Origin of the sequence: Bordetella sp. FB-8 (genome assembly GCF_000382185.1) — a bacterium.
Classification (GTDB): domain Bacteria; phylum Pseudomonadota; class Gammaproteobacteria; order Burkholderiales; family Burkholderiaceae_B; genus Bordetella.
Genome location: NZ_KB907784.1, coordinates 2,708,946 through 2,728,358, shown reverse-complemented (window position 1 = coordinate 2,728,358; position 19,413 = coordinate 2,708,946). Strand labels below are relative to the sequence as shown.

General features: G+C 65.5%; 12 protein-coding genes. 3 read left to right on the top strand and 9 right to left on the bottom strand.

Going from position 1 to position 19,413, the window contains the following annotated elements:
* Positions 1–7: 7 nt before the first annotated feature.
* From H143_RS0113050 to H143_RS0113015, 8 genes are all read right to left on the bottom strand, one after another.
* The gene (locus tag H143_RS0113050) at positions 8–880 is read right to left on the bottom strand and encodes an oxaloacetate decarboxylase (protein ID WP_019938691.1); all 873 of its coding nucleotides are present in this window, start codon (positions 878–880) and stop codon (positions 8–10) included.
* Between the two features lie 29 nt (positions 881–909).
* On the bottom strand, positions 910–2,289 hold the full coding sequence (locus tag H143_RS0113045) for an extracellular solute-binding protein (RefSeq protein ID WP_019938690.1): 1,380 nt from the start codon (positions 2,287–2,289) through the stop codon (positions 910–912).
* A gap of 5 nt (positions 2,290–2,294) precedes the next feature.
* Complete coding sequence (locus H143_RS0113040) at positions 2,295–3,551, bottom strand: D-amino acid dehydrogenase (protein WP_019938689.1); 1,257 nt, start codon at positions 3,549–3,551, stop codon at positions 2,295–2,297.
* Between the two features lie 55 nt (positions 3,552–3,606).
* Entirely contained in the window at positions 3,607–4,671 is a 1,065-nt protein-coding gene (locus H143_RS0113035) for a CDP-6-deoxy-delta-3,4-glucoseen reductase (RefSeq protein WP_019938688.1), read from the bottom strand.
* Between the two features lie 144 nt (positions 4,672–4,815).
* Entirely contained in the window at positions 4,816–5,691 is an 876-nt protein-coding gene (locus H143_RS0113030) for an MOSC domain-containing protein (RefSeq protein ID WP_019938687.1), read from the bottom strand.
* A gap of 11 nt (positions 5,692–5,702) precedes the next feature.
* Positions 5,703–6,467, bottom strand: a complete 765-nt coding sequence (locus H143_RS0113025) for a hypothetical protein (RefSeq protein WP_026350024.1) — start codon at positions 6,465–6,467, stop codon at positions 5,703–5,705.
* Between the two features lie 96 nt (positions 6,468–6,563).
* A complete protein-coding gene (parC, locus tag H143_RS0113020) occupies positions 6,564–8,882 on the bottom strand; it encodes a DNA topoisomerase IV subunit A (protein ID WP_026350023.1) in 2,319 nt (772 codons plus the stop codon).
* A gap of 36 nt (positions 8,883–8,918) precedes the next feature.
* Positions 8,919–10,880, bottom strand: a complete 1,962-nt coding sequence (locus H143_RS0113015; RefSeq protein ID WP_019938685.1) for a DNA topoisomerase IV subunit B — start codon at positions 10,878–10,880, stop codon at positions 8,919–8,921.
* Positions 10,881–11,035: 155 nt separating this feature from the next.
* Here H143_RS0113015 and trxA point away from each other — a divergent pair, with 155 nt between their 5' ends.
* The gene (gene trxA, locus H143_RS0113010; protein ID WP_019938684.1) at positions 11,036–11,362 is read left to right on the top strand and encodes a thioredoxin TrxA; all 327 of its coding nucleotides are present in this window, start codon (positions 11,036–11,038) and stop codon (positions 11,360–11,362) included.
* A 201-nt stretch (positions 11,363–11,563) separates the two neighbouring features.
* On the top strand, positions 11,564–12,820 hold the full coding sequence (gene rho / locus H143_RS0113005; protein ID WP_019938683.1) for a transcription termination factor Rho: 1,257 nt from the start codon (positions 11,564–11,566) through the stop codon (positions 12,818–12,820).
* 91 nt (positions 12,821–12,911) lie between these two features.
* Here rho and H143_RS20650 read toward each other — a convergent pair whose 3' ends face one another.
* Entirely contained in the window at positions 12,912–16,544 is a 3,633-nt protein-coding gene (locus tag H143_RS20650; protein WP_019938682.1) for a YhdP family protein, read from the bottom strand.
* A gap of 97 nt (positions 16,545–16,641) precedes the next feature.
* On the opposite strand from H143_RS20650, the gene glnE reads away from it, so the two are divergent.
* Positions 16,642–19,410 (top strand): bifunctional [glutamate--ammonia ligase]-adenylyl-L-tyrosine phosphorylase/[glutamate--ammonia-ligase] adenylyltransferase, encoded by a 2,769-nt coding sequence (gene glnE / locus H143_RS0112995; RefSeq protein ID WP_019938681.1) that lies wholly within the window; start codon positions 16,642–16,644, stop codon positions 19,408–19,410.
* The last annotated feature ends 3 nt before the right edge of the window (positions 19,411–19,413 follow it).

Below are 19,413 nucleotides of genomic sequence, written 5' to 3'. Positions count from 1 at the left end.
ACGCCGATCAACGCTGCGCGTAGCGCTGTTCCAGCTCGTCGTAGAGATCCTTGCTGACCAGGCGCTGGCGTTCGTTGAAAGGCGCCAACAGGCCGGGATCCTCGTCGAGCTTGCCGTCGCGGCGCAAGGTCGAGAGCGCCTTCTGCATGCCCAGCACCGCCCCCTGCAGGGCCGCATTGGCGTACAGCACCAGACTGTAGCCCTGCTTGCCCAGTTCTTCGGCGGTCAGAGTGGGCGTCTTGCCGCCGACCACGATATTGATGAGCAGCGGATGGCTCAGACGCTTGGGAATCTCGCGGATCTCCTCGGCCGTTGTCATGGCCTCGACAAAGAGAATGTCGGCGCCCGCTTCCGCAAAGCGCGCGGCCCGCTCGATGGCGCCCTCGAACCCCTCCACCGCCCGCGCATCGGTACGCGCAATGATCTGGAAGTCCGCATCGCGTCGCGCATCGGCGGCGGCGCGGATCTTGTCGAGCATTTCCGCGAGCGGCGCCACCGCCTTGCCGGCGAAGTGGCCGCAGCGCTTGGGAAAGACCTGGTCTTCGAGCTGAATGGCGTCGGCACCGGCGCGCTCGAGCGTGCGCACGGTATGCCACACGTTGACCGCGTTGCCAAAGCCGGTGTCGGCATCGACGATGAGCGGCAGGTCGACCGCATCGCGGATTCGCGAGGTGGCGTCGGCCACATCGCGCAGGCCGATGATGCCCAGGTCGGGCACGCCGTAATGCATATTGGTCAGACCGGCCCCCGTGAGGTAGACGGCCTCGAAACCCTGGTCCGCGACAACCTTGGCGCTCATGGCGTTGAACGCCCCGGCCACGATCATGCCGTTGCGCCGCGCCACCTGCTCGCGCAGCGCTTTTTTCGTCGACTTGCTCATTGCGATGTCTCCTTTTGCCTGGGCCGGAATTACTTCTTCTTGACCACCGGCTTTCTAGCCACCAGGTGGTGAACAGGCGCGTGATGGGGCGCGGCCGACACACCGCCAGCCAAGGAGTGCGCCTGCATGGCGGCCAGTTCCAGCGCGGCCACCGGCGTCATCTTGTCAGCGAAGGCATCATCCAGCGCATTGGCGAACACGGCCTGGATGCGGTCGTAGTGGTTGAGGCGGAAACCGCGGTTGGTCGCCGATTCAGGCCCGCTCATGGACGCGATCACGGCCTGAGCGCCCGGTATACGGTTGTAGTACGACACGTCCGAAGCGCGGAAGGCGGCTTCGGTCAGCGGCAGATAGCCCGTATGCTGGGTCCATTGGGCGGCGATCACCGGCTTGGACAACCAGGCCAGGAAATCGGCCGTGGCCTTATCCTGGCCGGCCGGATGGCCTTCGGTGGCCCACAGAGCCGCGCCGCTTACGAAGGGGCGGCCCGGCGAGGAGGTGGCCTGCGGGTAATAAGGCAGGGGCGCCACGCCGAAATTCAGGCCGCGTGTGGACTGGAACCCGCCCATCGCGCCCGAGCCGCTCAACAGGATGCCGCACTCGCCGCTGGCGAAAGCAGCGTCCGAGCTGCGGTCGTTGCTGTGCTTGGGATACATCTGCGAGTCGACCCAGCTCACCATCAGCGACAGATGGCGCATGTAAAGCATGTCGAACTCCATGGTCGGCGCAACCTTGCTGGCGGCCAGCCCGTTTTCATTGCTAGTGAGCGCCTGGTTGTTCACCGGAGCCAGGTTCTCGATGTGCACCATCACGTCCTGGCTGGTGGCGAAGGGGCAGTCCATCCTGGCCTGGTCGCGGATCTTGAGGACCTGGTTCTGCAGGTCGGCCCAGGTGCGCGCGGGCTGGTTCGGATCCAGGCCGGCTTTCTTGTAGTCGTCGATGTTGTAGTACATCAGCGGAATCTCGGCCATCCAGGGGAAGGCCAGCAGATGGCCCCTGCTGTCATGCACGAAGCTCGTCGTGGCGGGCAGGTACCACTTGGCATCCTTGATGGGATACTTGGCCAGCAGTTCGTACAGCGGCTTGATGGCGGCATGCTCGGCAACCACTTCGGGCGAATGGTTGTCGGCCAGCTCCATAAGATTGGGGGCCTGCTTGGCGCGAATGGCCACCCCGGCCGCCTGCTTGAGTTCGGCTTCCGAGACAAAGGCGCGCAGATTCACCTCGACCCCGCTCTGCTCTTTGTTGTATTGCTTGACGAGCTTCTCGAACTCGGACTTGTTTGTGCCGGTGAGCGTGTGCCAGACCTGGATCTGAGTGCTCGCCTGGGCGGCGGCGGGAGCCAGGGCAGCCAGCGCGGCGCCGGCCAGCCATGCGCGCAAAACGCGGGGGAACTGCGATTTCTTCATGATACCTACAGACCTATGAAGGGAAAATCAGGTTCGGGCGTGCGACCGCTGATCAGGTCCGCCAGAACCCGTCCGGAACCGGCGCCCATCGTCCAGCCCAGCGTACCGTGGCCCGTATTGAGGAACAGGTTGGGTATGTGGGTACGACCGATGATGGGCACGTTGGAGGGGGTGGACGGGCGCAGGCCCGACCAGTAGCTGACGTTCTCGAAATCGAGCGCGTCGGGGAAAAGTTCGCGTGCAAGCCGGGTCATAGCCTCGCAGCGCGTGGTGTTGAGATCGCGGCTGTAGCCCGCCAGCTCGGCGGTGCCCGCCATGCGCAGGCGCTCGCCAAGGCGCGAGAATACCACCTTGTAGCTGCTGTCGGTCAGACTGACCATGGGCGTGCGCTGCGGGTCCCGCACCGGGAAGGTGGCCGAATAGCCCTTGGCCGGATACACATTGCACGCCACGCCCAGCGGCCGCACCAGGTGCGGCGTGTGGCTGCCCAGGGCCGCAACGTAGGCATCGGCCTTGATCTGCCCATAGAGGCCATCGGCGTCGATGATTTCCGCCGCCTGCACCTGTCCGCCGGAGGCGAGCAGGCGCGTGACCTGGGTGTCGAAACGGAACTGCACGCCGGCGGCCTCGCAGCGCTTGGCCAGTTCGACGGTAAAGAGATGAACGTCGCCGGTTTCGTCATCGGGTGTGTAATCGCCGCCCACAATCCGGGCGCGATGCGCCGCCAGGGCCGGTTCGATGGCAACGACTTCGTCGGCGCTGACGATGCGGCGCTCCACGCCGAAATCGCGCATCAGGCCGGCGGCGCGCTGCGAGCCCTCGAACTCCTGCGGATCGCGGTAGAAGTTGAGGATGCCGCGCTCGAGATGGTTGTATTCGATACCCAGCTCGCGGCGCATGCCTTGCAAGGTGGTGCGGCTGTACTCGGCCAGCCGCACCATGGCGCGGATGTTGGGAGCCAGCCGCGAAGGCAGGCACTCGCGCAGGAAGGCCAGGCCCCAGGCCCATTGGCGCCAGTCCAGCTGCGGGCGAAACAGCAGCGGCGAATCGTCGTGGAACATCCACTTGAGCAACTTGAGCGGCGCCTGGGGATTGGCCCAGGGTTCGGCATAGGACACGGAAATCTGCGCACCGTTGGCCAGGCTGGTCTCGCGCGCCGGACCGCTGCAGCGATCGATTACCACCACGTCGTGGCCCGCCTGCCTGAGCCACCAGGCGCTTGCCACGCCGATGATGCCACTACCGAAAATCGCGACTTTCATATTGGCTTGTCCTTTTGCGCTTATACGAATTGGATAGGCCGATGCTCGCCCCAGTTCAGGCCCCGGGGGCCTGGGCGCCGGCCATCCTGGCCAGATCCGCCTGCGAGGTGAAGGAATCGGCATGGAACTCTTCGGCCGGCAGACCGCATTTCGCGGTGAAGTCGCGGCGGGCCGAGTCGATCACGATGGGCGCGCCGCAGGCATAGACCTGGTGTCCGGACAGATCGGGGAAATCCTGCATGACGGCCTGGTGCACGAAGCCCGTGCGACCCTGCCAGGCATCTTCGGGCAAGGCATCGGATACCACGGGCACATAGCGCAAACCGGGAAGCGCCGCCTCCCAGGACCTGGCCAGTTCGTCCATGTAGAAATCCTGTGGGCGGCGACCGCCCCAGTACAGCACGGCGGGACGCCTGATGTTCTTGAAGATCATGTGTTCGACGATGGCCTTGATCGGTGCGAAACCCGTGCCGCTGGCCAACAGCACGATGGGCTTGTCGCTTTCCTCGCGCAGAAAGAAGGAACCGAAAGGGCCTTCCAGGCGCAGGATTTCACGCTCTTTCATTTGCGTCTGGCCGGCACCGAACACATGGTCGGTGAACTTGCCGCCGGGCGTGTGCCGGATGTGCAGTTCGAGCTGCGCGGCCGCGTGCGGCGCGTTGGCCATGGAGTAGCTGCGCCGATCGCCGTTCTTCATGAGGACTTCGACGTACTGGCCGGCGTAGTAGCGGAATTGTTCGGAGGCCGGCAGTTGCAGCTTGAGCAGCATCACGTCGGGCGCGGCGCGCTCGATCGCGATCACACGCACCGGCAGCTTGCGTATCTGGATGTCGGAGGCCATGCGCACCTCGGCGACGGAGATCACCAGATCGGACTTGGCATGGGCCTGGCAGAACAGCGTATAGCCTTCGGACAAATCCTCGGGCGAGAGGATCTGCGCGGGGTACGGTCCCGCGTCCACCTCGCCGGACACGACCTTGCCCTTGCAGGTGGAACATGCACCGGTGCGGCAGCTGTAGGGCAGCACCAATCCGGCGGCGAGCGCCGCGTCCAGCACGGACTGATCGGGCTGGGCAGGGAACTGATGGTTGGTGGACTGTATGGTGACCTGAAAACTCATGAGCGCTTTGATGGAAAAGACCTGTGCCCACCGGGCAAAACCGGGATTTTACCTTCCTTGACGCAGGCCGTCGCGCGCAGGTCCGACCCGGTCCCAGGCCGCGCGCTGCTTTGCAACCGTCCGGAACGGATATCCGGGCTTTTCTCAGAAATCCAGGGAAATCTCGACCGGATCGCCGATGTTGAGCGTGAGGGACCGCTGCTGCGCCACGATGGCGTTCATGCCGAAGATCACGCCCGTTTCCCGCGTGTGCAGGGCAGCCAATGTCACGCCGGGTTCGTCGCCGGTATCGGCGGTGACCGGGTCCACGTTGGGAATCGGACAGCGCGCGCAGGGCTTGACCAGCGCCAGCCCCGCGGCGCCAGCCTGCAGGAACGCGGTGTGATCTTCGTCCCAGGCCATCCAGTCCTCGCCCCGCACCACAATATTGGGGCGAAAGCGGCTCATGGACACCGGCGGCTTGCCTTGCGCGTCCAGTCTGGCATTGAGCTCGTCCAGCGACGCCTGGTTGGTCACCAGCAGCGGATAGCCATCGGCAAAGCCGAACACATGGTCGCCCTCGAACTGCCTGGCCAGATCGGGGTGCGCCGCGAGCCAGCGCGCCACCCATTCGGGATTGGGCGTGCGGCGCGCCTCGATATCCACCTTGAACAGGCGGCACGGACGGTTCAGGAAGCGGCTGAACCAGGCATTGACGCGCGTGCTCTCGGCCCTGGCCGGCACCGTGGCGCTCCAGACGACGACGTTCTCTACGGCGTCGGCAAGCTGGGAACCGTCCAGCGGCACGCGCAGCGGCTCCATCAGCGGTGCGGTCAACAACAGCGACTGCGCGTCGAGCGCCGTACGGATCAGCGCCATGCGCGGCAGCTGCCGCTGCGTCATGAAATGTCCGGTGGCATCGACCAGCATCCAGCGCCTGTCGTGCGTCAGGCCGGCGCGCGTCAGTTCGACCGATTGCAGGTCGATGCCGGCGCAGGATTTGATGGGATAACAGTGCAAACTGCGGATGTGTGCAGCCATGGATTCAGAATTTACTGGGATCCGCCGTGCCAGCCTCGATTCGCACATTGCCCCCAGTTTTTCTTGCACAAAGACGGATCATAGTCCGGGGAAAGGGTGGGGTATTGGCTGCCGGCCGCGGGAACGGTGTCGGTGTTCGGATCGGTAGGTATTGTAGGCAAACCGAAGACCGACACCGATACCAACACCGCCGCCAACAGCGCCAGCCACAGCCACAGCCACCAGCGCCGCCACCACGGCACGGAATCGCCGGAACGGGCCCGCACGGCATGATGCACCGCCGACCCGGCAAAATCGGGGTAGTACGTGGCGGAAAAATCCAGCGGATCCAGGCCGAGCCTGGCCTCTTTGTGCAGAAAGCCCCAGAAAGCGAGCACCGGTCTGTCGTTGATCAGGAAGCGGTGGCTGGCGTCCGGGTGATGAAACACCCAGGTCAGCATATCGCGGCACAGGCGCTCCTCCTGGTCGCCGCCGGTAAGGGACTTCTGCAGCTTGTTGATTTGATGACGAACGCCGACTAAGCGCGCCCTGGCCTCCTCCTGCTCGGACGCCATGATCTCGCCCCAGGAGGCGACCACACCCGGCTCCGGCGCATACCAGTCTATCCAGCTGCCGTCGTCGCTGAGCTGGGGCACGGCAAAGCTGGAGACCAGATCGGGGCGTTCTCTTTCTATCAGCGCCAGTATCTCGTGGGCAAACGTATAGAGCGGCCGTCCTTTTTCCCCCAGGGCCTTGTATTGGTCGACTCGTGCGCTGCGCAGTTTGGGGCCTAGCATTTGAGTGTCGAAAACCCGCTATTTCGGTTAATAGATACTACAGAAACCGCACATCTCTATCCATTGATTTGCGGAGATATTCGCTCTCGCTTCAATTTATGAAATGACCGGCGACAGCACCGGGTCCTTGGGCCGCACGTCCAGCAGCCGGCCCTTGCGGGCGCGCTTGCTCAGATACGGGTCCAGGTCTCTGCCGGCCAGGATATCTTCGACGGGCTTGTTGCGGTAGACGCCCGCCACGCGCAGGCCGCCCGCACCGATAGGCACGGCCTGAGCCAGGCCGTCCTTGTCGTCCAGGCCCATGAGAATGGTGCCGCGCCCGCCCCCGGGCTGGACCTTGACCTCGCCCAGGCCGAAGACCAGGAACTTGCCCTTGGCCGACAGCAGCGCCAGCTTGTCGGCTCCGGCGAAAAGCGGCACCGGACGCAGGATGGCATCGCCCGTTTCCAGCGTGATGAACTGCTTGCCGGCCTTGTTGCGGCTAAAGAGTTCGCCAAGAGCAGCGGCAAAGCCGTAACCGCCGCGCGTGGCGAAAAGCCAGCGCGTGTCGGGCGCCGCCGCGATCATGTGCACGATGCGCGAGCCGGCCTCCAGGTCGATCATGGCAGTGACGGGCAGGCCGTCACCGCGCGCCGAAGGCAGCCCCGCCACGGCCACCGAATACACGCGGCCATTGCTGGCCAAGGCCACGAGCGTGTCAGTGGTGCGGCATTCGAAGGCGCCGTAGATTTCGTCGCCCTGCTTGAAGGCGAATTGCGTCGCGTCATGTCCATGACCCTGGCGGGCGCGCAGCCAGCCTTTCTGCGACACGATCACTGTGACCGGCTCATCGAGTACGCGGGTCTCAAGTACGGCACGATCGGCGGTTTCGATAAGTGTGCGGCGCGCGTCGCCATATTGCTTGGCGTCGGATTCGATCTCCTTGACGATGAGGCGCTTCATCAACGACGGATTGTCCAGTAACTCCTGCAGGCGGCCCTGCTCCGCGCGCTTGTCGGACAGCTCCTGCTCGATCTTGATGCCTTCCAGGCGCGCCAGCTGACGCAGGCGCATCTCCAGGATGTCCTCGGCCTGACGCTCGGAAAGACGAAAGCGCGCCATGAGCGCCGCCTTGGGTTCGTCCGATTCGCGTATGGTCTGGATGACTTCGTCGACGTTCAGGTAGACCAGCATGCGGCCTTCGAGCACATGGATGCGGTCGATGACCTTGTCCAGGCGATGGCGTGTGCGGCGCGTGACGGTATCGGTGCGAAAGGCCAGCCATTGGACGAGGATGTCGCGCAGGCCCTGCTGCCGCGGCCGGCCATCGATGCCTATGCACACCAGGTTGACCGGGACGTTGCTTTCCATGCTGGTCTGCGCCAGCAGCGTATTGACGAACTCGTCGCGATCGACCTTGGAAGTCTTGGGCTCGAAGACCAGGCGCACGGCGGCGTCCTTGCCCGACTCGTCGCGCACTGCGTCCAGCAGATTGAGCATCATGGCCTTGACCTGCTGCTGCTCGGGCGTCAGGCTCTTCTTGCCGGCCTTGATCTTAGGATTGGTGAGTTCCTCGATCTCTTCCAGCACTTTCTGGCACGAGGCGCCGGGCGGCAGTTCATGCACCACCAACTGCCATTGACCACGCGCCATCTCCTCGAATTGCCAGCGTGCACGCGCCTTGAGCGAGCCGCGGCCGGTGGCGTAGATCTGCCTGATGTCCGCCGCGGGGGTGATGATCTGGCCGCCGCCGGCGAAGTCGGGCCCCGGCACCAGGGCATGGAGTTCCTCGTCAGGCAGCCTGGGATTGCGCAGCAAAGCCACGCAGGCTCCAGCGACTTCGCCCAGGTTGTGCGAGGGCATTTCGGTGGCCATGCCCACGGCGATGCCGGAGGCGCCATTGAGCAGCGCGATGGGCAGGCGGGCGGGCAACTGCTGCGGCTCCTGCTGGCTGCCGTCGTAGTTGGGGATGAAGTCGACGGTGCCTTCGTCCAGTTCGTCGAGCAACAGCTTGGAGAAGGGCGTCAGGCGCGCTTCGGTGTAGCGCATGGCGGCGGCGTTGTCGCCGTCGCGCGAGCCGAAGTTGCCGTGGCCGTCGACGAGCGGATAGCGCAGGGAGAAGTTCTGCGCCATGCGGACCATGGCGTCGTAGGCGGCCTGGTCGCCGTGGGGATGGTATTTACCCAGGACGTCGCCGACGACGCGCGCGGATTTGACCGGCTTGGCGCCGGCGGCCAGGCCCATGGCCTGCATGGCGTACAGGATGCGGCGCTGGACCGGCTTCTGGCCGTCGCCCACGTCGGGCAGCGCACGGCCGCGCACGACGGAGACGGCGTAGTCGAGATAGGCTTGTTCGGCGTAGCGGCCCAGGGTGATGGCTTGGTCTTCGTCGGGTTGTTGCTGGGCGAAGAGGTCGGTTTGGTTGGTGTCGGTCATTTGATCTTTCGAATCTTTGAATTCTTTAGTCGTCAATCAGATGTCCAACTCGGCCAGATTGCCTTTTTCCTCGATCCAGGCGCGGCGCTGGGCGGATTCGCCCTTGCCCATCAGCATGTCGAACATGGCCAGGGTTTGCGTGGGCGAGAGGCTGCCGTAAGCCACGGGCAGCAGGCGCCGGGTGTCGGGGTTGAGGGTAGTGTCCCAAAGCTGTTCGGGGTTCATCTCGCCCAGGCCCTTGAAGCGGCTGATACTCCAGGCGCCGTCGCGCACGCCCTCCTTGCGCAGCTTGTCCTGCGCGGCGTTGAGTTCCTCATCGTCCAGGCAGTAGAGCTTGCGCGGCGGACGCTTGCCGGCGGCGGGGACGTCCAGACGGAACAGGGGCGGGCGGGCGACGTAGATATTGCCGGCCTCGACCAGCTTGGGAAAATGCCTGTAGAAGAGCGTGAGCAGCAGGACCTGGATGTGCGAGCCGTCGACGTCGGCGTCGGACAGGATGCAGATGCGGCCGTAGCGCAGTCCGGACAGGTCGGGGGTGTCGTCGGGACCGTGCGGATCGACGCCGATGGCGACCGAGATGTCGTGGATTTCGTTGTTGGCGAAGAGGCGGTCGCGTTCGACTTCCCAGGAATTGAGCACCTTGCCGCGCAGCGGCAGAATGGCCTGGAATTCCTTGTCGCGGCCCATCTTGGCCGAGCCGCCGGCCGAGTCACCCTCGACCAGAAAAACCTCGGTGCGAGCGGCGTCCGAGCTTTCGCAGTCGGTGAGCTTGCCGGGCAGCACGGCCACGCCCGAGCTCTTGCGCTTTTCCACCTTCTGCGCCGAGCGGGCGCGGGCCTGGGCCTGGCGGATGGCCAGTTCCGCAAGCTTCTTGCCGTATTCGACGTGGCTGTTGAGCCACAGGTCGAGCGCACCCTTGCAGAAGCCGCCGACCAGGCGCACGGCGTCCCGGCTGTTCAGGCGCTCCTTGATCTGCCCCTGGAACTGCGGGTCCAGCACCTTGGCCGAAAGTACGAAGCTGGCGCGGGCAAAGACGTCTTCAGGCAGCAGCTTCACGCCCTTGGGCAGCAGTCCATGCAGTTCGGCGAAGCTCTTGACCGCGCCGAACAGGCCTTCGCGCAGGCCCGATTCGTGCGTGCCACCGGCCGGCGTCGGAATCAGGTTGACATAGGACTCGCGCGTCACGTTGCCGTCCTCGGTCCAGGCCACGGCCCACTGGGCGCCCTCGCCTTCGGCGAAGGTCTCGTGGTCGGCATCGGCGTACTGCTCGCCCTCGAAGAAGGGAATCATCAATTCGGCGCCGGCCAGGGCTTCGGCCAGGTAGCCGCGCAGGCCGTCGGCATACTGCCAGGTCTTGCTGTCGCCCGTTTTTTCGTTCCTGAGCGCAACCTTCACGCCGGGCAACAGCACGGCCTTGCTGCGCAGCAGGTGAGTCAGTTCGCTCAGCGGAATGGCCGGGCTGTCGAAGTACTTGGCGTCGGGCCACACCTGCACGCGGGTACCGGTCTTTTTCCTGGCCACGGACTCGAGCGCGACCAAGGGTTCAGCCACGTCGCCGTTGCGAAACACCAGGCGATGCGCGCCGCCTTCGCGCCAGACCGTCACTTCCATCCTGGTCGCCAGGGCATTGGTCACCGATACGCCCACGCCGTGCAGGCCACCGGAGAAGGCATAGGCTCCCCCCGCGGCCTTGTCGAACTTGCCCCCCGCGTGCAACCGCGTGAACACGATCTCGACCACCGGAACCTGCTCTTCGGGGTGTAGGCCGACCGGAATGCCGCGGCCGTCGTCCTCCACGGACACGCTGCCGTCTACGTGCAGGGTGACCAGGATCTGTTTGCCGTAGCCCGCCAGGGCTTCGTCGGCCGCGTTGTCGATGACCTCCTGCACGATGTGCAGGGGGTTCTCGGTGCGGGTGTACATGCCCGGACGCTGGCGCACGGGCTCCAAACCCTTGAGTACGCGAATGGACGCTTCGGTGTAACGCGGTGTGGCCAAGTTGCCCTCAGATTCCGTGGAAAAGCAGCCATTTTACGAGAACATGGAAATGCCGTGCTCCGGCAAGGGGCAACCCTGCCATGGGGTTATGGACGGTGCTATGCTTGGGAGAAGTCGTAATTCTCCCTCTCAAAACCGCTTTGCCGAGAACTGCCATGAGCGACCAAATCAAACACGTCAGCGACGCCAGCTTCGACACCGACGTGCTCCAATCCGCCCAGCCCGTGCTGGTCGATTACTGGGCCACCTGGTGCGGCCCCTGCAAAATGATCGCCCCCATCCTCGAAGAGGTTGCCGGCGAATATGCTGGCCGTCTCACCGTGGCCAAGGTCGATGTCGATGCCAACCCCGACACGGCCGCCAAGTACGGCATCCGCGGCATTCCCACCCTGATGCTGTTCAAGAACGGCCAGGCCGCCGCCACCAAGGTGGGCGCCCTGTCCAAATCGCAGCTCACCGCCTTCCTGAACGGCGCGTTGTAAAATAGCATCACCGTGGGCCGGCCCCGGGAGTACACTTGCCTGGGTAGTGAGGCCTTGCGGCCTCGCCGGCACATGTCCGGTCTGGGCCTTGGCGATTAGCGCGGCCCGGCCTGCGAATCCCAAAACAAACGAAGCAAGACAAGCACCGCGCAGGCGCGTCCGCAGCCTGCCAACCTATCTCCTGATCATCCCCCCATCGCAATGCATCTGAACGAACTAAAGGCGCAGCACGTCTCGCAGCTCCTGGAAATGGCCGCAGGCCTGGAAATCGAAAACGCCAACCGCCTGCGCAAGCAGGAACTGATGTTCGCCATCATGAAGCGGCGCGCCAAGCAAGGCGAGCAGATCTTCGGCGACGGCGTGCTCGAAGTGCTGCCCGACGGCTTCGGCTTCCTGCGCTCACCCGACACCTCGTACCTGGCCAGCACCGACGACATCTACATCTCGCCCTCCCAGATCCGCCGCTTCAACCTGCATACCGGCGATTCGATCGAAGGCGAAGTGCGCGTACCCAAGGACGGCGAACGCTACTTCGCCCTGGTCAAAGTCGACAAGATCAACGGCGTGCTGCCCGAGGCGGCCAAGCACCGCATCATGTTCGAGAACCTGACGCCGCTGCACCCTGACCGCGTGATGCGCCTGGAGCGCGACATCAAGAGCGAGGAAAACCTCACCGGCCGCATCATGGACATCTTCGCCCCGCTCGGCCACGGCCAGCGCGGCCTGATCGTGTCCCCCCCCAAGTCCGGCAAGACGGTGATGATGCAGCACATTGCGCACGCCATCACCACCAACTACCCTGAAGCGGTGATGATCGTCCTGCTGGTAGACGAGCGCCCCGAGGAAGTCACCGAAATGCAGCGCACCGTGCGCGGCGAAGTGGTGGCCTCGACCTTCGACGAGCCCGCCACGCGCCACGTGCAGGTGGCCGAGATGGTCATCGAGAAAGCCAAACGCCTGGTCGAGATGAAGAAGGATGTGGTCATCCTGCTGGACTCCATCACCCGCCTGGCGCGCGCCTACAACACGGTGGTGCCGGCCTCGGGCAAAGTGCTGACCGGCGGCGTGGACGCCAACGCCCTGCAGCGCCCCAAGCGCTTTTTCGGCGCGGCGCGCAACCTGGAAGAAGGCGGTTCGCTCACGATCCTGGGCACGGCGCTGGTCGAGACCGGCAGCCGCATGGACGAAGTGATCTACGAAGAATTCAAGGGCACCGGCAACTCGGAAGTGCACCTGGAGCGCCGCCTGGCCGAAAAGCGCGTCTACCCGGCCATCAACCTGAACAAGTCGGGCACGCGCCGCGAAGAGCTGCTGATCAAGCCCGAACTGCTGCAGAAGGTGTGGGTGCTGCGCAAGTTCATCCACGACATGGACGAGATCCAGTCCATGGAATTCATCCTCGACAAGATGAAGGCGACCAAGACCAACGCCGAATTCTTCGACATGATGAAGCGCTGAGCGAACCCGCACCGCATGAAAAAACCGCCTCGCGAGGCGGTTTTTTCATGCGCGCGCAATTGCCCCGGCCGCGGCATCGACGCCCGGGCGGTCAGTGACCGATTTGCGACGCGGTCTCCGCGAGCGGCGCTTTCGTTTCCACGGCGTCGATCTTGGGGGCATCCCAGCTGCCGGTGACGTGATACTCCGAAGCCAGGGCGCGTGCCAGCGGCTTATTGAGCAGCCACTGCGTGATGAACGCACCGATGCCGATCACCGGATTGACCAGGGTCGCCGCGATGGCCGCGCCGCTGGCATCCAGGTTGGGCACGACGATGGCGTGCAGATCCCAGGTCTCGTTGACGATGTCGGTCTTGCCTTCCAACGCGACGGCGGCGGACGGGCCGTTGATCTTGTAGGTCTCCAGGTTCATCACCCCCTTGGACAGACGCATGTCGCCTGTGATCGTGTCGAAGGGAAAGCCCTGGCGCAGCAGGTTGACCGGGTTGGTGTTGAGCGTGGCCAGACGCTGAATCGATTGCAGCGACAGCAGCTCCAGCAGGCGCGCGGCGTGCGAGCTGACGTTGATGAAGCGGCCTTTTTCGAAATTGACGTGAAAGCTGCCATCGACGTCGGACATGTCGTGGCGCCAGGGCAGGTCGCGCCAGAAGAACTTGCCCTGGAGCGTGCCATGGCCGCCGCCGATCGGGTGCAGGTCCAGCCGATCCAACATGGCACCCAGGTCCTTGAAATTGATGTCGGCATTGGCGGTCAGGCCCCGATCCGGGCCGCTCATGCGCAGCGTGCCGGTGGCATTGAGCGTGGCCAGATCGTTGGCAATATCCAGCTTGTCGAGCCGCCACAGGTTGCCGCGTTCGAGATTGGTGCCCGACACGCTCAAGCTGCCTAGGTCGTGTCCGTAGAACACGAACTGCTTGGCTTGCAGATCAATCCCCGGAAAGTCAGACAGGTCGCCGCGCCTGTCCTTGCCGGAGCGCTCGCCCTGGCCGCTATTGTCAGTCTCGCCCGCCTTGCCCAGCGACAGACGGGTGAAACGCGCCGTGATCTTGCCCGCCGTCGTGTCCGAAGCCTGGGCCCATTCCAGCGTGCCGGCGCTCTGCCTGGAGTCGATCGATACCCGCCATTGCCGGGGTGCCGGCTGCTGGGCATCGAGCGTCAGGTCGTCAAAATCCTGGCCTGCCGCGACCAAGTGCCGGGCCGACAGGCTGACCGATGACAGTTCCGGCAGAATCGGGGGTTCCGGGCGCGAGCGCGCCTTGCCCTTGGCCTCGCTTGGGGGCGCAAAACTTTTCAGGGTGTCGTTCCACGCGTCGACATCCAGCGTATCGAGCTTGCCCGACAAGCTTAGGCCGCGGGCAGGCAAGGACGCCGCCCGCCCAAATCCGATCGCGCCGCGCGCGAAATAGGCGGCGCGGCGATCCGACGGGTCGTACTCGAGCAGCAGGTTGATGTCGCGGCCCACCTCGCCCGAAAGCCAGCGCCGGCCGGCGCGGCCGCCATCGGCGGCGGGGCCCCATTTCAGGCTCAAGGGCAGACTGCCGGATGCCGCCTTGCCCAGGGGGGCAGGTAGGTCGATGGCCAGGCCGGCCAGGTCGCTGCGCACCGTCGCGTCCACTTCGCCGCCCTTGGCATAGGACAGGCGGCCCTGATAGGCTGTCCTGCCCGATAAGCGTTTCCAGGCCGGCAGCTTGCCCAGTTCGTCCAGAGCGGCGGCGGCCAGAGTGCCGGAGAAGGCCAGGGAGTCCCCGTGTCCCAGCTTGCCCGACACCTGCATCGGTCCGCCCAGGAAGGTGCCACGCAGCGACTTGGTCTGCATGCCCTGGTCGGAGAACGCCAGATCGCCCTGCAGATCGCCTAGTGCGGGCAGCTGCGGCATGAACCGCAAGGTATTTCCCTGGAACAGGATATGGCCGTCCACCCGCGTATCCTGGGTATGCAGGAGCGGTACGTACAGGTTCAAGGAAACCTGCCAGTCGCCCGAGCCTTGGGCATGATCCAGCATACCGTCGAGCAGCTTGCCCAGAGGGGAGTTGGCGGCGACGGCCAGGTAGGCTGGCACGGGCGCTGCGCTCGTGCCCGAGACTTCCAGCTGCGCGTCGTGCTCCATGTTGGCAATGGTGGCATGCAAGTGCTGCAAGGCCACCGACTGGTCAGGGCCGGTTTGCACCGAGCCGCCGGCGCTGTCGAGCGTCAGGCTGGACTTGTCCACCTCAAAGGTGCCCGACATGTCCGCAAGCAGGGGCCAGCCTTTACGATCGCCGTGCGCGGGCGCGTAATCGAGCCGAGCTCCCTGAAAGCGGCCCGCGACGCGGAATGTGCCGGCACTGCCCGCCCCGGTAAACGGGAATTCGTCCAGCCGTCCCTTGAGCTTGACCGCGGCATCGCTCACTTGGCCCGCCAGCAAACCGTCGCGCATCCAGCGTCGCACATCCGGGTTGACGGCCTGAGGCAGATAGCTGGCTATGGCCGAGACGGACGCACGCACGATCCGGCCCTGCAGGTCGGCGGTACCGGCGCCGCCGTCATTGCGCCAGCGGCCCTGCGCGGACAGGTCGATATCGTCGTTTTTAAGCTGCAATTGCCGCAACTCGAGCGTCAAGGGCTTCCCGGATGGGTGTACCAGGCTGGCATCGACGTTCAGAGTATCGGCCTTCAGGCTGGGGGTGTCGAACACCCGCGGCAGGCGGGCCTGCACGCCCTGCGCCTGGATCTGCAGCAGCACGCCTTGCCCGGCCCTGCCGTGCGCCAGCGGCACAGGCAAAGCGTCTCGCGGCACCAAGCCCAGGTTTCCCGGCATGCCGTCCAGGTGCAGACGCACCTGCCGCGCCGCCAGGCTGCCCGCCTGGCCGGGCAAGGCGGTATCTAGCCCACGTGCCACCGCATCCAGGGTCACCTCGCCGATCTGGCCATGCGTCAGCTTGACCCAGGCGCGCGCGGCGAACCGGCCCTTTACCGGCGGCACGGCCACCCACGGCGACCATGAGGCGGGTTCGGTATCGTCGATCTGCAGGTAGAAATCGCCGTTCCAGCTCGACGGCCCGGAGCGATGCAGCGTGAAAAAGCGCCGCTTGAGCTCTCCGCGCACGGTTATGCCGGCCGACAGGGCTTGCGGCGGCGTCAAGTGCAAAGCGAAACGGTGCGACAGCAAGCCGTTGCGCAACAGCGCATCGATGTGCCTGAACACCAGCTCCGGCGCCTGACGCTTTTCGTCGAGCCAGTGCACGGTGGTGTCGGTCAGCGCCAGTTGGCGCTGCTGGGACAGCCAGACCAGCAAGGGCGAATCGACCTCGGACGACGCATCGGCCGGATCGAAAGACATGCCGGCCACCCACAAAAGGCCGGCGGCGTCACGCCGCACGGTCAGGTCGGCCCCCTTGATGCTCAGCGACAGCAGACGCGGCGCCAGGCGAAACACGCTGCGCCAGCCCACGACGGCGTCGACAGAAGGCAGGCTGACGGTGGGCTGGGACTTGTCCGGCCCGCCGTAGAACTGGACTGCCGACAAGTGCAGCCGCGGATCCAGCCCACTCCAATCGGCCGCGATGGCGCCAATGTGCACCGGAGCACCTACAGCCCGCGAAGCGTAGTGCTCGATCTGCGGGCGCCACTGATCGATCTTGGGCAGCACCAGATAGCGCAGTCCGAGGCAGGTCATCAGGAAAATCGCGACAACCGCCAGAACGCCCCAAAACAGGAACCGCAGGACTTGGGTGGTCGGAATCACGAGTAGGCGCGGGCAAAAGCGGAGTTAGATGAAGTATCGTGACCTTATCAGGAAACGGGTAACCCCGTCTTTGCATCCGCTTTTAAACGAAACAAGCATGCCAACCCACGATCCGCTTGAATCTGCGCTGGCCTGGTCCGGCTACCTGCGCCGCCGTATCACGGCGCGCCCCGAGTTGCCCGAATGGCTGGCCGGACAGGCGCAGCACCCCGTCACTGCCGATGTCCTGTCGGCCTGGTTCGCCGAATTCGCCGGGCCAACGGCGGAGCCCCTGCCCGAGGCGGGATGCCGGCGCGTTCTGCGGCGGCTGCGCGAGCGCGTTCTGTGCCTGCTGGCGGTGCGCGACCTGGCCGGCCTGGCCGACCTGGAAGAAGTCGGCGGCGCGATGACGGCCCTTGCCGACCTGGCCGTCGCCACCGCTTACCGCAGCGCCGCCCACGACCTGTCCGGGACGCACGGCGCTGCGCGCGACCCCGCCACCGGCAGGCCCCAGGAAATGCTGATCGTCGGCATGGGCAAGCTGGGCGGAGGGGAACTGAACGTATCCTCCGATATCGATCTGGTCATGCTCTACGGCGAGGAAGGCGAGACCGACGGGCCGCGTCCCATCAGCCACCATGAGTTCTACGGCCGGCTGACGCGCCGCATGATGCCCATGCTGTCCGAGATCGACGCCGACGGCCAGGTGTTTCGCACCGACCTGCGCCTGCGGCCGGACGGCGACTCGGGCCCCTTGGCCTGGAGCCTGGACGCCTTCGAGCAATACCTGGTCGACCAGGGCCGCGAATGGGAGCGCTATGCCTGGCTCAAGGCGCGCCTGATGCCGGCTCAAGCCTGGGCCGACAGCCAGTCCGAAGCCCAGGCGCAGCAATTCGAGAACCTGCGCAGACCCTTCGTCTATCGCAAATATTTCGACTTCGACGCACTGGCGGCGCTGCGCACGCTGCGCGAACGCATCCGCCAGGACTGGAACCGCCGCGCGCTGGCGCGCAGCGGCCAGGACAACGCCAACAACATCAAACTGGGCGACGGCGGCATCCGCGAGATCGAGTTCGTGGTGCAGCTGTCGCAGCTGATCCGCGGCGGACGCATGCCGACCTTGCAGCAGCGCGGCCTGATCCCCGCCCTGTACGCCGAGCGCGACGCGGGCCTGCTGGATGCCGACAAGGCCGAAAAACTGGAAGCGGCCTACCGGTTCCTGCGCCGCACCGAGCATGCCCTGCAATACCGCGAGGACGAACAGACCCATCTGCTGCCCGTCGAACCCGAGCGGCGCGCCGGCCTGGCGGCGGCGCTGGGCTACTCGCCCGAGGTCTTCGAAAGCACCCTGGCAGGGCATCGCGCCGTGGTTTCCGAAGCTTTTCGCGACGCCTTCCATGCCGCGGGCATGGACGACCTGGACGGCCAGGTGCAAGCCAGCACGGGCCGGCCAGTCGCGCACGCGGACGCCAGCGACCAGAGTCTGGCCGATCTGGTGCGCTTGCAGTTCGGCGCCCAAGCCGACGAGATCCTGCGCCGCACCGAGGCCATGCTGGCAGGCCATCGCATACAGAGCCTGCCCGAAACCAGCCGGCGCCGCGTCGACACCCTGCTGCCGGCAGCCCTGTACGCCGCCGCGCAGACCCGCGCGCCCGTCGCCAGCGCCGTCGGCCTCATAGACCTGATCGAGGCCATCGCCCAGCGCAGCGCCTATCTGGCGCTGCTGGCCGAATACCCCAAGACGCTGGCGCGCGTGGCGCGCATCACGGCCGCCAGTCCCTGGGCCGCGCAATACCTGCGCCAGCATCCCTTGCTGCTGGACGGCCTGATCGACTGGACCACCTTGCTCACCCCGCCCGACTGGACGCAGATCGGCCGCCAACTGACCGCCGATCTGGACGCCAGCATGCTCACCGACGGCACGCCCGACATCGAGCGGCAGATGAACCTGATGCGCGACGTGCAGCGTCAGGTGAGCTTCCAGCTGCTGGCGCAGGACCTGGAAGGCACGATCACCGTCGAGCAGTTGGCCGACCAGCTTTCGGCACTGGCCGACCTGCTGCTGGACGAAGCCCTGCGCCGGGTCTGGCCCCTGGTCAACAAGGAGGAAGGCGCCGCGCCGCATTTCGCGGCTATCGCCTACGGCAAGCTGGGCGGCAAGGAACTGGGCTACGTATCCGACCTGGACCTGGTCTTCGTCTTCGACGATCCGCGCAAGGATGCCACCGAGGTCTACGCCAAGCTCGGCCAGCGCATGAACTCCTGGCTCTCGACCATGACCTCCTCGGGCCGCATGTACGAAGTAGACCTGCGCCTGCGGCCCGACGGCGACTCGGGCCTGCTGGCCGTGTCGATCGAGGGCTTCGAACGCTATCAGCGCGACCATGCCTGGATGTGGGAGCATCAGGCGCTGACCCGGGCGCGCTTTGCGGCCGGCGACCCCGCGGTGGGTCAACGCTTCGAGCGCATCCGCCGCGAAATCCTGGTGCTGCCGCGCGACCCGGCCACGCTGCGCGGGGAGGTGCTGGCCATGCGCGGGCGCATGAGCCAAGGACATGCCCATGCCGACCCTCTGTTCGACCTCAAGCACGACCGCGGCGGCATGGTCGACGTGGAGTTCGTCACGCAGTACCTGGTGCTCAGCCAGGCGGCCGCGTATCCGGCGCTGCTGGAAAATCTAGGCAATATCGCGCTGCTGCGCATTGCAGGAGAGGCCGGCCTGATTCCCACCGACCTGGCCCTGCGGGCCGGCGATGCCTATCGCACCCTGCGGGCCGCGCAGCACAAGCTGCGGCTGCAGGGCATCGAGGACGCCCGTCTGCCCAAGGATGAACTGGTTGCCGAGCGCAATGGTGTAAAAGCACTGTGGCACGCCGTTTTCGCCTGACCT

Excerpts from the sequence above, each read along its gene's own strand:
- H143_RS0113040 (WP_019938689.1), bottom strand. The coding sequence starts at position 3,551 with ATGAAAGTCGCGATTTTCGGTAGTGGCATCATCGGCGTGGCAAGCGCC.
- H143_RS0113045 (WP_019938690.1), bottom strand. The coding sequence starts at position 2,289 with ATGAAGAAATCGCAGTTCCCCCGCGTTTTGCGCGCATGGCTGGCCGGC.
- parC (WP_026350023.1), bottom strand. The coding sequence starts at position 8,882 with ATGACCGACACCAACCAAACCGACCTCTTCGCCCAGCAACAACCCGAC.
- glnE (WP_019938681.1), top strand. The coding sequence starts at position 16,642 with ATGCCAACCCACGATCCGCTTGAATCTGCGCTGGCCTGGTCCGGCTAC.
- H143_RS0113050 (WP_019938691.1), bottom strand. The coding sequence starts at position 880 with ATGAGCAAGTCGACGAAAAAAGCGCTGCGCGAGCAGGTGGCGCGGCGC.
- H143_RS0113030 (WP_019938687.1), bottom strand. The coding sequence starts at position 5,691 with ATGGCTGCACACATCCGCAGTTTGCACTGTTATCCCATCAAATCCTGC.
- trxA (WP_019938684.1), top strand. The coding sequence starts at position 11,036 with ATGAGCGACCAAATCAAACACGTCAGCGACGCCAGCTTCGACACCGAC.
- H143_RS0113025 (WP_026350024.1), bottom strand. The coding sequence starts at position 6,467 with ATGCTAGGCCCCAAACTGCGCAGCGCACGAGTCGACCAATACAAGGCC.
- rho (WP_019938683.1), top strand. The coding sequence starts at position 11,564 with ATGCATCTGAACGAACTAAAGGCGCAGCACGTCTCGCAGCTCCTGGAA.
- H143_RS0113035 (WP_019938688.1), bottom strand. The coding sequence starts at position 4,671 with ATGAGTTTTCAGGTCACCATACAGTCCACCAACCATCAGTTCCCTGCC.